The sequence below is a fragment of the Streptomyces sp. NPDC014801 genome (genome assembly GCF_043082085.1).
Taxonomy (GTDB): domain Bacteria; phylum Actinomycetota; class Actinomycetes; order Streptomycetales; family Streptomycetaceae; genus Streptomyces.
Map to the genome: position 1 here is coordinate 264,898 of NZ_JBIBXG010000009.1, position 13,772 is coordinate 278,669.

Here is a 13,772-nt window from a genome sequence, read left to right on the forward strand (position 1 = left end):
ACGCAGAGGAGAAGCTCTTGACGCCCTTGACTCCGTGTCCCACCCCGGCGCAGCAGGCCGGAAACGCCGACGGCACCGGGCTGACCGCCCGCGACGCCATGCACGCCCCCGGACCGCAGGTCGACGACCACATGGCGGTCGACGTGGCCCTGTCCGTGCTCATCGGGGCACGCGTCCCCCACCTGCTGCTCCAGGACGAGGACGGGCGGTGCGCGGGCCTGGTCACGCGGGCCCAGCTCGCCGCACACCGCGGCGGCTCCTGGTACAGCGAGCGGACGCGGCTGCGGGACATTCCGCTGGACCGCGGTCCGTTCACCTCCTCCGGGGCCGCGCTCGGTGAGGCGGAAGCCGCCATGCGGGGCCGGACCCTGGACGTCTCCCCCGTGATCGACGAACACGGTTACGCCCTGGGCGTCCTCGCCCTCACTCCCTGATCCCCGACGATCCCGACTCCGTCCACGGACGCGCCGCCGTAACCCCCGGCGTCCTTCCCCACCCTGTGGAGGCATCCATGCGCTGTGTCATCGCCCGCTACCCGTTCGACCTGACGAAGAGTGAGGTCGAGCAGTCCATGACCGGGGTCAAGCCCGAGACCGTCACGGGTGTGGCCGTGACCATCGGCCGCCGGGTCTACCCCGTGATGCAGGTCGGTGAGGTGATCACCCGGCAGAACCGCCGGGACTTCACCGTGCTGGAGATGCACCGGGCCCTGACCCGGCTCGGCTTCACCTGCCACGACGCCCGTGCGATCGCCCCGGCCCCGGCGCCCGCGCCCGCGCCGACCTCGCATCCGGCGATCCGGGCGGACGAGGACGCGCCGGGCTGGTGACCTCGTCCGGCGTGCGGCCCTGCCGGGCCTCTCACGCCGACGGCCCTCGGCCCTCCACGACCGACGCCCATGCGTGGGCGAACAGTTCGGGCAGGGTGCGGGCCGGCAGCGGGAGCGGGTTGTCCAGCCGGCCGTTGGGGGAGCGCCGCACGCCGAGCAGGTCCGCCTTCCACGCCTCCATCGGGTGGTAGGGCTTCGCGGCGTGGATCCACTCGCCGGGCAGGAACAGCCCGCGGCCCGCGCGGGGGCGCTTGTCCTCGACGACCAGGCCGCGTTCGACGAGTACGGCGGCCGCCTTCTGGTGCCGGGCGGCCTTCCAGCCGTTCCAGGTGCGGATGTTGCGGTCGCTCGGCGCCCACAGCGTCAGCAACTGCAGGTAGAGCGCCGCCGCGTCGTCGTCGACGCCGAGTGCGGCGACCACCTGCTCCACCACCTCGGGCGCGGAGTGCGCGGGATGCGTCTCGTACGACCCGGCGGGCGGCGTGGGGTCGTCGAGCCGTTCCACGATGCGCGCGCAGACCGGGCCGCGCAGCCACTCGACGAGCTCCACGTCGGGGTCGTAGCGGGAGCCCGAGCGGGCCGCACGCAGGGTGCGGGAGCGGTCGTCGTCGCAGTAGAACGCCGGGCGGAAGTACAGCTCGGGCTGGGAACGATCGCCTCTGCGGTCGACGGTGCCGTCCACCACCACGGTCAGGCCGTCGTCGAGGCTCGCGACGTCCAGCGGCTCCGGGCCTGCATAGGGGCGGGACCCGAACCGGTCCTGCACGTCGGCGACCGTACGCCCCGCCGTGGGGCTGAGGTGGCCGGCGTCCAGCAGGAGACCCGGGTGGTTCAGCCGCTCCAGCAGCGCCCGTACGAGGCCGGGGGCTCCGGCGCGGACCGGGTCGCCGGCGGGGAGCTCGGCGTAGACCTGGAAGAGGTGCGGGACGACGGTCCGCAGCGTCTCCTGGAACTCGACGAGGGCCCAGCCCTCGGCGGTCGGGAAGGGGCGGAAGTCGCTGGTGCGGATCCAGGTGTCGAGGTCCGAGCCGAGGCCGGGTATCCGGTCGTGGTCGGTGAACGCCGCGCAGAAACGGCCCGCCGACAGCAGGGGCAGGTGCAGGTCGAGGACCGCGTCGAACGTGCGCGGCGGGACCACGGTCCGCCGGCCGTACCGCTCCCGCCAGGCCCGCGCGAGCCGTTCCGCCACCGCGCGCATGCCGTGCGGCTCCCACAGCTCGGCGGGATCCTCGGGCAGGACGTCCGCCCCCAGGTCGAGGCGGTCCAGGGTGGCCATACGGCCGGGTTCGCGGACGCCGTCCTCGATCTCGGCGACCTTGAGGCCGTGGATCTTCCGCTCCCGGTCGTCGAGGCGCGGGAGGTAGCCCGCGGTGAGCATGCCCGCCAGCGCGAAGGACGCCGCCGCGCGGCCCATCCCCGTGCCGTCCCGCAGCGCGGCCACCGCGTCGAGGTCCCACGGCACCGGCCCGCGCTCCCGGACGAGGTCCACCAGCCGGCGCACCTGCCCGGCGCTGCCCCACCCTCCGCGCGGAACGCCGGCCACCTCCTCGATCGTCCCGAGGCTCGGCGGCTCCGCCTCCCCCGTCCGCAGGTCGACGAACGTCCGCAGCCCGCCGGGCGCCCAGCCGACCGCGACGGCCGCGCCCCGCTCGTCCCGGACGGCCACGGGGTCCCCGTCGCCCACCCGCACCAGACCGGTGCGGATCCGGCCGGCCTGCGGTTCGGCGAAGGGGCTGTCCGCCCATATCTCCAGCAACGCGAGCAGCCGCCGGCGCCGCTCCTCACGCGTGGGCTCCACGGCGGCGCGCAACGCCACGGCACCGAGCCGTCCCATGAAGCGGGTCCACGACCCCTCCCCCGCCGTCCCCGGCCCGTCCTGCGGCCCGCCCGGCTCCCACGTCCCGTCGAGGTAACGCCCCGTCCGCTCGATCCCGGCGAGCACGCCCTTGCGACTCCAGTACCCGGAGCCGTCGATGAGCCCGTCGAGCGCGACCGCCACACCGTGATCGTCGACGGCCCTCACCTCGGCACCCGCCGCCCGCATCCCCCCACCCGCCATCCCGTCTCCCACTACCGCGCCCGAAGCTCCCATGGTCCGATCATGACGCAGGGGTCTGACATCGAGGATGCAAGAGGGGGCGTCGGGGTGGGTTATGAACTGCGGGCTGTCATCGCCGGGGGCGCGGTGCTTCGGGGGGTTGTGCGGGACTTCTCTGACGCTCGGGTGGTCTCGCTCGGGCAGGGGCTTTCGCTGGTGCCGATGACGGACCAGCTCTTCGACGCCGCGACGGACGGCACCGACAGCCCTCTGGGGTTCTGGCGGCTTCCGGGAGGGTTCGACAGGCGGCTTGCCGAGTGGTCCTCGGCGGGGCCGTTGGCGTACGTGGAAGCCGAGTACTTCGGTGGTGCCGGTGAGCAGCACGCTGCCGTCTGGGTCGACGGAGCCGTCGTGCTGGGGCCACTCCATGCGCCGGACGGTCAGCCCTTCGGAACCGACGGGAGCCCGATCTCGCGGGCTCTCCGGAGGCTGGGTGTGGTGGTGGACGCGGGCGCGGACGAGTTCGCCGCCGTGGGGCTGGGTCGTCATCGGCGCAGTGAGGACTGGATCGGTTAGTGGGCGTGCGTTCTTTTGGCCTGCGGCCAGGCGGGGTTGACGGGCCGCACGGGCCTGGTCGACCGTGGGCGGGGCGGCTTGGGGAGGGGTTTTGGGGTTGTGGAAGAAGCGGCGTCGGGGTGGGGACCGGGCGGGGCGCGGACCGGGGATCGGGCTGCTGGGCGGTGAGATCGCCGAGGCTCAGGCGGCCGGGGCGAGCGGGCGCGCCGATGTCGCGGCTCTGTTGTTCGGGCAGCTGGTGCGGACCGCCGAGGAGTCCCTGGGGCACGACGACTCCACCACGCTCGCGCTACGTCACCAACTGGCCCACTGGACCGGCGAGTCCGGGGATCCGGAAGGTGCCGTCCGGATGTTCGAGCGGCTTCTCGCCGACCGGGTGACCGTCCAGGGCGCCGATCACGCGGACGCCGCGCTGGCCCGGCACCAGCTCGCGCACTGGCACGGGCGGGCCGGGCGGCACGAGGAGGCGGCGCGCCGCTACGACGAGCAGTACCGTGCGGCCGAGGCCGCCGGGCAGGTCGAGACCTCCCTGGAGCTGCTGTGCAACGTGGGCCACTGGCAGCAGGAGGGCGGCGACACCGCCTCCGCGCTGCGGACCTACACCCGGATGCTGCGGACGGCGGAGGACGCGCTCGGCCGGGACCACCTGCTGGCCTCCATCGCGCGGCAGCGCTATGCCGCGCTCGCCGGCGAGCTGCCGTTCGGGCACGAGCGCGGGCACGAGGGCGTGGAGGACCTGCTGACCGCCGCGCAGGAGGTCGAACGCTCCGGTGACCCGGCCCGGGCGGTGCGGATGTACGGCCGTGTCGCCGAGCGGAGCGCGCAGTTGTACGGCGCGGCGAGCACGCAGACGTACCAGGCACGCAAGCTGCAGGCGCTGGCCGCCGTCCGGGCACAGGAGTGGGCGGCGGCGGCCGAGGCCTTCCGGCACGTGCTCACCTGCATGGAGGCGCGCGGGGAAGGGCCCGGCACCTCGGAATACGAGCAACTCGCCGAGCAGCGGCAGCACTTGCTGCGGGCCGCGCGGGAGACGTCCGTCCGTATCGGGCGGGGCGTGGGGACGCGGATGGCCTCGGAGGTGGAGGCCGCGCCGGACACCGCCTTCGGGGTGCTGTCCCGCGCCGACGGTGACGCGCACGCCGCGCACCTGACCGCGATCCGTGACCGCTCCGGCGGGCCCGGCCCGCACGAGGTGACCGAGCAGGAGTGGGCGGAGGTGTCGCGGCGGCTGTCGGACCAGGGGCAGCGGCCCGTCGCCCTCTACTTCGCGCGACCCGGCCGGCGCCCCGCCCCCGACGACATCGCCCTGTGCGAGCGGCTGGGCCTGGTCGGCGTGTACGTCTCCCGCGAGAGCGCCGGCACCGTCCACGTGGAGGCCTACGCCGTCCGCGACGGCGGTGAGCTCGTCGAGGCGTCGGTCGTCGTCGAGGAGGATCCGCAGGCGGAGGAGCCGGGGACGGCACGGTCCGGGGCCGGGCAGGGGGCGGGGCGGCGTCTGGCGTTCCGTCCGGGGGCCGAGGCGATCGGGGACTGGTTCGAGCTGAAGCGGGCACGGCCCTCCCGCGCGGCGGACGATCCGGCGTCCTTCGGGCCGTACGAGGTGCTGGAGACCGTCGGGCAGGGCGGGTTCGGGCGGGTCCACCTGTGCCAGGACCCGGACGGGATCCTCGTCGCCGTCAAGACGCTGCACGCCAGGCACGCGGCCGTGACACGGATCCGGCAGGGCTTCGCGCACGAGGTGCAGGCCGCGTTGCGGGTCAGCGGACGGTTCACGGTGCCGGTGATCGCCGCCGACACGGACGCCGCGACGCCGTGGCTCGCGGTGCCGTACGTGGCGGCGCCCTCACTGCAGGAACTCGCGGAGCGCTGCGGGCCGTTGGACGAGGAGACGGTCCGGGTGCTCGGCGCGGGCATCGCCTCCGCCCTGACGGCGATCCACGCGCAGGGCATCGTCCACCTCGACCTCAAGCCCGGCAACGTCCTGCTCACCGAGGACGGTCCGCGCGTCATCGACTTCGGCATCGCCCAGATCACCCACCTGACCGAGCCGCGGCAGGGCTTCACCGGGACGTACGCCTACGCCTCGCCCGAACAGCTCGAAGGCGACGCGGTGTTCACCCCGGCCAGCGACGTCTTCTCGCTCGGCACGCTGCTGGCCCGGCTCGCGCTGGGACGCTCGCCCTGGCCGGGCCACGACATGATGGACGTCGTGCGGCGCATCCGGTTCGGCACGCCCGACCTCGACGGGCTGCCCGACGGGCTGGAGACGGTGGTGCGCGCCTGCCTGGCCCGCCGGCCCGCCGACCGGCCCACCCCGGCCGAAGTGGCGGCCGCGCTGGCGCCGGACGTCGCGGCGGAGCGCATCGGCCCGCCGCGTCTTCCGCGGGACGCACGGGACCTCATCGACGAGTACGCCACCCTCCCGGCCACCCGCCGCCTCGCCACGCTTCCCTACGCCCAGGACGCCCAAGCCCAGCCCCAGGCTCACGCCACGCTTCCCTACACCCAGGCCCAGAGCCAGGCTCAGGCCCAGTCAGGGACGTACGACACGGTCGCCTGCACCCAGGACCATCCCCACGGCTCGCAGGAGACCACCGTGGCCGCCGCGGCCGGGGACCGCGGGGTGCCGACCGAGACGGCCACCGTGCCCCTGGACGCCCCGGCCACGGACTCCACCGATGCGGTCACCGTCGCCGACCCGAACGCCCGCACCCCCGCCCCGCCGCACTCGGCCTCCGGCCCGAACGCGCACACCGCCGCCCGGCCTCCCTCGGCCTCCGGCCCGGGCCCCAGCCCCGCCCCCGATACCGCCGCCGAGCTGGAGGCCCGCGTCCTGCGGTGGGAGGCGGACGCCGGCGGAAAGCCGCACGGCCAGGTCCGCGAGGAGTGCCGCGCCCACGCCGACGAGGCCGCCGCCGTGCTCGGCGCGCAGCACCCGCTGACCCTGCGCCTGCGGGTGTCGCAGGCGCTGCTGGCCGTCGCGGACGGCCCCGACGCCCTCGCCCACGCCGAGGACGTAGTCGCCCGCGCCGCCCGCCACCTGGGCGAGGGCCACCCCACGATCCGCGACGCCCGTGCCCTGCTGGCGCTGCTCAGGCGCGGGGCGCGCGGCTGACACCTGCCCAAGGACGCGATCCCCGCGCACAGGAAACCCCCGGGTCATGAACCCGGGGGTCGCCCTGCCCGCTCTCAGGCGTGCCGTGCCCGCAGGATGCGCTGCATTCGGGCGTCGAGTTCGGCGCGTTCCTGGGCGCTGCGTTCGGCCTGGGCCACCCGGTACTGGTGGTCCAGGGTGCGCATGCGGTCGGTCGTGTCCAGCTCGACTCCGTAGCGCCGGACCTCCTGTTCCATGCGGGCGCACTCGCGCTGCACCTGGAGTTCCTCCGTGTGCAGGCGCCGGGCCGCCGTGAAGCGGGCGCCGAGCAGGTCGTCGTAGGTCGTGGTGCCGCTCATGAACTTGGCGAGGACGGGCAGCGCGTCGAAGCACAGCAGCAGCAGGTGCAGCACCACCGTGAGGAACAGCGCGAACCCGTCCGACTCGGCGACCTCCTTCAGGCCGTGCGCCCGGGTGAGGATGCCGTCGCTGTCGAGGCTGGCGGCCCGTTCCCGGGTCTTGGCGTCGATGGCCTGCTGCAGCAGCGGCTGGTAGGTGTCGGCGGCCTTGTTCTTCTTCTCCTGCAGCGCCTGTCCCTCGGCCTGCAGGGCGGCGAGCTGCTTCTCGTACGTGTCGATCTTGCTGGTCCTGCGGTACGTCGAGGAGTCGGTGCGGGCGCGTTCGCAGGTGATGGTGACGTCACGGACGCCGTTGCGCACGATCCAGTTGTCCTTGCCGCACAGCCGCTGCTCGGTGGACATCTTGTCCTGGAGCGTCTTGTTGAGCGTGGCGACCTGCGCGGACAGGGTCGTGGCGCGGGCCGTGTTGCTCTTGATCTGCTCGTTGAGTTCGGCGGGCGAGCCGGCGACCTTCAGCTGGTACGGCAGGCAGTCGGGGCGGTCGGCCGTGGTGGTGCCGTCGGTGGGGTTGCAGGAGACCAGCATGCCCCGGTAGTCGGCCACCTTGCGCACGTTGCCGATGGCTATCTCCTGGCGGATCTCCTTGTCGAAGATCTGGAAGAGGATCGGCTCGGCGATGAACAGTCCGAGGAGCACCGACAGCAGGAAGCGGAGTATCAGCGACCACTTCTTGACGCCGGCGCCGTGGGTGCTGGAGACGAGCCAGCTGTCCATCGCGAGGACCACCCAGAACCAGACCGCCGCGACCGCGAGCACGGCCCCGAGCGGCAGGTCGGAGCGGAAGCTGCCCAGGGCGAGGGCCATGGACAGGGAGCCGACCAGGGCGGTGTTGAGGACGAGCGCCCCGTACCAGGTGTAGCGGGTGCGCTCCTCCGGCACCCGGGCCAGCAGCTCCTCCCGGATGCCGATCAGCCGGCGCAGCCAGGCCGCGGGGCCGGTGCCGGGCGCGGGCGGCCGGCCGTGGCTCAGGTCGTCGTGGACGGCGGCGGCGGGGGCGGGGCGCAGCGGGGTGTCAGTGCTCAAGGCTCGCCTCCGCGTTGCCGTCGCTGTAGTCGTCGTCGTCCTCGTCGTCGCCGGAGGCCCCGGCGGCGGGTCCGGGCGCGGCGGCGGAACCGGGGGCGGGCGCGGGGGCGGGGCCGGGGCGCCGCAGGCCGCCGTTCAGCTCGGCCCGCGCCTCGCCCGCCAGCCGGCCCTTGGCGTCCCCCGCCAGTCGTGCCGTGCCGTCCCCGGCGAGCGGCGCCTTCCCGTCGGCGGCCGGCCGGGCCGTCGAGGCGCCCAGCCGCGTCCCGTCCCGCTCGCCGCCGCCGGTCGCCGCTCCCTGCGGGTACGAGACGTCGCCGACGCTGTTGATGAAGGCGCCCGCGTCGTACATCGTGCTGTCGAACAGGCCCCGGTCGATGGCCTGCTTGCCCAGCTGGGCGCGGACCGCGAGCTGCTCCTTCGCCCAGTCGCGCGCGTCCCGGTGCAGCCGCTCGGCGTCCGCCCGCTGCTCCTGGCGGCGGCGCAGCAGGTCCTCGTGCTCCAGGTCCCAGCGGCGGGCCTCCTCCTCGCGCGCCGCCTTCGCCTGCTCCAGCTCCTCGGCACGGGTCAGTTCGTGACGCCGGTCGTCGCGCTCCACCTCCCAGTGGTGTTCCTCGCGCTCCATCGCCACCCGCTTCAGCTCCTCCTCGCGCGCCACGCGCAGCCGGCTGTCGGTGAGCTCGTCGCGGCGCTCCTCCGCCGCGTGCAGCCGCTCGGCGAGCTGCGCCGCGCTGATGTCGCCGTTGCGCCAGGCGTTGAAGTCGGCGGCGATCGGGTCGGCGCCGATCAGGCGGAAGTCCTCGGCGAGTTCGGCGCGCTGGGCACGGTTGCGCTGGGCCTGCAGCGTCAGGTCGTGCTCCTGCTGGGTGGCGTCGGCGCCGCGCTGGAAACGGGAGCGCACCGACTCGTACTTCTGCCGGCCGAACTCCTTCTCCAGCTCCTCCTCCTGCCGGTAGCGCTCCTTGCGCAGCGCGCTGGTGTTGCGCAGCTCCTCGCGCTTGAGCTCCAGCTCGGTCTCCAGCAGCGCCCGGCGCAGGGCCGCCTCCTGCTCCCGCTCCTCGCGGGCCCGGTCCCAGTCGCGGCGGCGGCGGTCGTCGTCCTCCTGCGCGAGGGCCTCGGCGACCTCGCGCGGGGTGAGCACCTCGACCAGGCCGTGCCGGGCGCGCAGCCCGGACAGGGTGGCCGGGCGCATCTCGTGGTAGGCGGTCAGCCGGGCGTCGATCCGGTCGCGCACGGCGGCGGACCGCATGATCGGCTGGTCGCTGCCGTCCTCGGTGAGCCCGGGGACGTCCCGCAGATGGCCGAGGAGGAGCGCCTCCACGTCCGTGATGCCGTCGCGGACGACGGCGCACGGATCCGTGACCGTGCAGTAGAAGGTGGCCCGTACGGTGAAGTCGTCGGCCTCGGCGGACGGGATGCGGGTCTCCACCACGACGGGCACCTCGACGCGCTGGTCCACGACCGTGACGGAGCTGGCCTCGACGACCGTGCGGTCACCGGCCCGCAGCTGCCCGTGGTCCTCGACGTACTCCTCGCCGACCCGGAAGACGCGCACCTGGTGGGGGGCGACCAGCGGGAGGTCCTGGTCGTCGCGGGTGACGCGCCTGGTCAGCCAGGTGCCGCGCTTGCCCGGACTTCCGTACTCCCGCTGTTCGACCAGTGGGTATCTCTCAGCCATACCTGTCAGTCCTCCGTGCTCAGTACGGCGGTAAGGAAGGTGTCGATCAGGGGGGTGGCGGCCGGTCCGGTGCGCGCCGTGCGCGGTGCCGGAGCCTCTCGCGAGAGCAGGCCGTCGCGCAGCCGCAGCCGTTCCGCCGGCGGCAGTACGGCGCCGACGGCCGCACCGAACCGGGTGGCGGCCCGCTCCGGTTCCTCGCCCGCCTCGGCCAGCGCGCGCACGGTGGTGCGCAGCCCGGCCAGGGCGCGCGAGCGGCGGGGCAGGTTGTCCAGTACGCCGGCCCACAGCTCGGCGATCCGCTCGGCCTGCGCGGGGTCGTGGACCAGGACGTCGGCGCACACCGGGCGCCCGGTCCGGGCGTCCCGCGCCCGCAGGACGGTCAGGACGGTGTCCAGGGTGCTGTCCTTGGCGTGCCCGGCCAGCCGCTGCCGCTGGGCGCGCAGCCGGTGGGCGAGCGGCCGGAACACCGCGCCGGTGTCCTGCCCGTACTGGGCGAGGACGGCGACCAGTCCGGCCAGCGCGAACGCCGCCTCGGTGGGCCGGGTGCCGTGCCGCCCGGTCAGCCGCAGCAGGGCCTGCACGGCGTCCGTCGGGAACCGCACGCCGAGCATGCCGCTGAACGCGGCCATCGCCGCCGAGCGCAGGTCCGCGTCGCCCGAGCGGGCCCAGCCGCGGGCCACGCCGAGTGCGACGGCGGCGAGGCTCTCGTCCAGGCACATCCAGTGCAGCACCAGGATGGCCGTGGACCGTCCGGCGGGGCCGGCCGCGCCGGTCGCCCACGGGTGCAGGTAGTTCACCGCGACCTCGTCGAAGGCGGGGACGGTGAGCATGGCCAGCGCCCGGGCCACGGACAGCTGCAGGTCCAGGTCGGGCCGGGTGTGCAGGAGGAGTTCGGTCAGCCAGTCCCGCACGCCGTCCCAGTACACGGTGGAGCGCCTGGTCCACAGCTCCTGGAGCACCCACTGCTGGTACGGGGGGTGCGGGAAGACGAGGGCGGTGCGGGTGAGGGCGCCGACCTTGCGTTCCTGGACGGCGACCAGGCTGTTGCGGGTCAGCGACAGCCGGCGGTCGGCGGCGCGCCGGGCGGCCTCGGCGGCCTCCTCCTCGCCGGGCTCCGGGAAGGCGGGGGCCAGCCACTGCTCCAGCCGCTGCTGGCAGGTCTCGAAGTCGCGGTAGCCGGCGCCGGTGACGAAGGCGAGCGTGGTGACCTCGGCCCACTCCTGCGGCGTGCGCTCCCCGTCGAACCACCGGCGCACGGGCTCCGCCGCGCCGGTGCCGTACTCCCGCCAGACGTCGGCGGGCTCGGCGCCCTGCCCGATGCGGTCGGCGGCGGCGACGACCTCGGCGATGCGGCAGCCGTCGGGCATCAGCGCCACGGCCCGTTCCACGGTGTCCGGGTCGCAGGCCGCGCGGGTCAGCCGCACCCGCAGCACGGCGGCCAGGTCGGGCAGCCGCCACGGCACGTGCCGTACGGACTCGGCGGACCGGCCGTCGCCCTCGTGCACGGTGGTGACGACCAGGTGGGCGCCGGACTCCCGCACGGTGTCGCGCACCCGCCGCCAGTCGAAGTCGGCGGTCTGGGAGGGGCCTTCGTGCATCCGGTCGACCAGCAGGTAGCCGACGCCCTTGTCGAACTCCACGCGGCCGCCCGCGAGTTCCTCCAGGCTGCGGCCCGGAGAGAGCACCACGTAGTCGGTGCCCCGGGCGACGGCGGCGACGAGCGCCACGGCACCGGCCCGTTTGCCCGTGCCCGGCGGCCCCACGAGGACCACCACGGCGTCGCGCTGGAGGGCGGTGACGGCCTGGTCGAAGCAGGGCGGTTCGACGTACGACGCGAGGACGGCGTCCGCCTCGCCGGCGTCCAGGCGGCCCACGGCACGGCGGCGGGCCTTGCCGGAGTCGGCGCCGCCGCCCGTGCCGATGCCGAAGTGCATCTCCGGGGCGTCCAGAGCGCCGAGAAAGTACTGGTTGACGTTGTTGTGGTAGACCTGGCTCGCCGACGCGGCCTCGGTGTCGGCCTCGTTCCCGGCGCCTGCCCGGTCCGTCTCCTCGCTTCCGCCCGAGCGGGCCGTGTCGTGCGGGGCGCGGGTCTCGGGGTCGGGGGTCTCGGTGTCGGGGGTCTTCGCGGCGGGGTCACCGTCAGGCGGTGTGCCGTCCGCGGGGCGGGCGGCGGGATCCGCGGTGGAGTCCCCCGTGGCCTTCGGTGGGGTGCCATCCGTGGAACCCGCCGCGGGGTCCGACGGGGGACGGGCCGTGGGGTCCGTCGAAGGGGTCGTCGTGGGGCCTGTCGTGGGGCCCGTCGTGGGGTCCGTCGGGGGTCTCGCCCTGGTGGGCTTGTCGCTCGCCGGTGCGGACGCGGGTGCGGCCGGCCGGTCCGGTGCTCGCTCTTGCTCGTCCATGCTCAGCCGTCACTCGGGTTCAGTTACGGATCCCGAAGACGGCGCTCTCCATCTGGATGGTTCCGTAATTGACGTTGACCACCTCGCCGTTGATGGAGGTCGAAGCGTTCGGGGGGCGCGCGCCCACGGGTTCACCACCCCTTGCTCCCGCCTCCCCGGGGTCCGTGTCGCCGTCGTCCTCCCCGGCCAGGTCCAGCGTCCGGGTGTCGTGGCCGGGCACCCAGAGCCAGGCGCGGCCGGCGTACTCCTTCTCCGCGATCCGCACCTCGCGGAACTCCTGGGCGCGGAAGGTGGTGTACGCCTCGCGCACCACGTCGTTGAAGACGGTGGAGGAGACAGCCAGCGCCAGGCAGGCGCCGGGGGCCGCGGCCAGCGCCGAGCGCAGCACCTTGCTGTCGAGGATGCGGCCGATCTCGACCGGCGCGCGGCCCACGAAGCCGGTGGGTGCCGGGGAGGCCGTGCCGAAGTGCACGGCGGCCCGCAGGCGCAGCCACGCCTCGGGGACGCGGCCGTGGTTGAACGCCCGCAGCCCGGCGTCCAGTTGGCGCATGAACGGGTCCACCAGGTCGGGCTCGGAGGCCCCCTCGGGCAGGACCGCGAGGACCGAGTCCCCGCCCTCCTGCGTGGACCAGCGGTCCCGCTCCAGCCCGGCCGCGTCGGCCGCCTCACCGAGCAGCCGCCGGATCGCCTCCTGGAACTGCCGCTGGGTCAGCACGTCGACGCCGCCGTAGCCCTTGGCGTCGACCGCCAGCAGCAGTCTGCGACCGAACCTTGTCATGATCGAACTCCCCGCTCACTCATCGGAGTCACGCCCGCGACCGCGCGTCCGGGCATGCTGCGGAACAGCACCGGCGTCCGCGTCTCCCCCCGTGCACGCGGACGCCGGTACGCCAGTCGTACACGCCGCGCCCGCCGCGAACCCCGTCGAAGTACGGGATGTGGAAGGGGCCGAAAACATACAGCGGTCGAACGACGTTACGGACGAGTTCACCAGCCGGGGGGACCAATACCGGCCACCCGCTGCGTCCTCGCCGGCCGCCTCGCGGGTGCGGTGCCGCGGACCTGCGCCGATCCCGCACAAATGCGGGGTTCCGCGCGCCGGGACGGGGCTCAATGGAGGCGACGACCCGCCCGTACGCCCAGGAGGACGCGCATGCCGTCGACAGCCGCCGCACCCGACAGCGACCCCGTGCCCTACATGCTCGGCGCGTTGCAGACCACGCACCAGCACGCGGACACCAAGGCCGGGATCCTGGCCGCCGCGCAGGCGGCACTGGTCGGCACCGCGGCGTCCTGGAGCCGGCCCGCCCTGCACACGGTGGAGCGCGGCGGCGCCGGGGGTGTGGTGGCCGCGGTCCTGCTCGCGCTGTTCGTGGGCGGGCTGTTCGGCGGGGCGGCCTTCCTCGCCGCCGCGCTGCGGCCCCGGGTGCTGCGGCCGGAGGGCGTGAACCGCTACAGCTTCACCCACCTGGCGACCGGCCCGGACATCCTGCCGCCGCAGGGCCTGACCGGCCAGGAGGAGCGACTGCGGGAGGAACTGTCGCAGACGGTCCGCTTCCTGGCCCGGGTGGCGGTACGCAAGTACCGCTGCCTGACCGGCGCGGTCTGCTGCACGGCGGTGATGGGCGTCAGCGCGGGCCTGCTGGTGGTGCTGCGACCGTGGCTCGCCTGACGGTCCGCGGGAGGACCGGCGGGACCGTCCCCGACCCGGCGGGCAGC

General features: G+C 74.7%; 10 protein-coding genes. 5 read left to right on the plus strand and 5 right to left on the minus strand.

Going from position 1 to position 13,772, the window contains the following annotated elements:
• Nucleotides 1–26 precede the first annotated feature (26 nt).
• Together ACF1AL_RS23115 and ACF1AL_RS23120 are read left to right on the plus strand one after the other, a co-directional pair.
• Entirely contained in the window at nt 27–434 is a 408-nt protein-coding gene (locus tag ACF1AL_RS23115; protein ID WP_366835439.1) for a hypothetical protein, read from the plus strand.
• A 77-nt stretch (nt 435–511) separates the two neighbouring features.
• Nucleotides 512–829: an SCO5918 family protein gene (locus ACF1AL_RS23120; RefSeq protein WP_366835372.1), complete on the plus strand. Its 318-nt coding sequence runs from the start codon at nt 512–514 to the stop codon at nt 827–829.
• A 31-nt stretch (nt 830–860) separates the two neighbouring features.
• Here the strand turns inward: ACF1AL_RS23120 and ACF1AL_RS23125 are convergent, their stop codons facing one another.
• Nucleotides 861–2,888, minus strand: a complete 2,028-nt coding sequence (locus ACF1AL_RS23125) for a hypothetical protein (protein WP_391827171.1) — start codon at nt 2,886–2,888, stop codon at nt 861–863.
• Nucleotides 2,889–2,930: 42 nt separating this feature from the next.
• On the opposite strand from ACF1AL_RS23125, the gene ACF1AL_RS23130 reads away from it, so the two are divergent.
• Both ACF1AL_RS23130 and ACF1AL_RS23135 read left to right on the plus strand, forming a co-directional pair.
• Nucleotides 2,931–3,443, plus strand: coding sequence for a hypothetical protein (locus ACF1AL_RS23130; RefSeq protein ID WP_391827173.1), 513 nt, complete (start codon nt 2,931–2,933; stop codon nt 3,441–3,443).
• A 91-nt stretch (nt 3,444–3,534) separates the two neighbouring features.
• The gene (locus ACF1AL_RS23135; RefSeq protein ID WP_391827175.1) at nt 3,535–6,558 is read left to right on the plus strand and encodes a protein kinase; all 3,024 of its coding nucleotides are present in this window, start codon (nt 3,535–3,537) and stop codon (nt 6,556–6,558) included.
• A 74-nt stretch (nt 6,559–6,632) separates the two neighbouring features.
• Here ACF1AL_RS23135 and ACF1AL_RS23140 read toward each other — a convergent pair whose 3' ends face one another.
• From ACF1AL_RS23140 to ACF1AL_RS23155, 4 genes are read right to left on the minus strand one after another with little or no spacing between them, the layout of a single operon-like run.
• Complete coding sequence (locus ACF1AL_RS23140) at nt 6,633–7,979, minus strand: DUF4407 domain-containing protein (protein WP_391820715.1); 1,347 nt, start codon at nt 7,977–7,979, stop codon at nt 6,633–6,635.
• Complete coding sequence (locus ACF1AL_RS23145) at nt 7,969–9,654, minus strand: hypothetical protein (protein ID WP_391701277.1); 1,686 nt, start codon at nt 9,652–9,654, stop codon at nt 7,969–7,971. Before ACF1AL_RS23145 ends, ACF1AL_RS23140 begins: the two co-directional genes overlap by 11 nt.
• A 5-nt stretch (nt 9,655–9,659) precedes the next feature.
• Nucleotides 9,660–12,053, minus strand: coding sequence for a hypothetical protein (locus ACF1AL_RS23150; RefSeq protein ID WP_391827177.1), 2,394 nt, complete (start codon nt 12,051–12,053; stop codon nt 9,660–9,662).
• 19 nt (nt 12,054–12,072) lie between these two features.
• A complete protein-coding gene (locus ACF1AL_RS23155; RefSeq protein ID WP_391827179.1) occupies nt 12,073–12,831 on the minus strand; it encodes a hypothetical protein in 759 nt (252 codons plus the stop codon).
• Nucleotides 12,832–13,206: 375 nt separating this feature from the next.
• Here ACF1AL_RS23155 and ACF1AL_RS23160 point away from each other — a divergent pair, with 375 nt between their 5' ends.
• Entirely contained in the window at nt 13,207–13,725 is a 519-nt protein-coding gene (locus tag ACF1AL_RS23160) for a Pycsar system effector family protein (protein WP_384201629.1), read from the plus strand.
• The last annotated feature ends 47 nt before the right edge of the window (nt 13,726–13,772 follow it).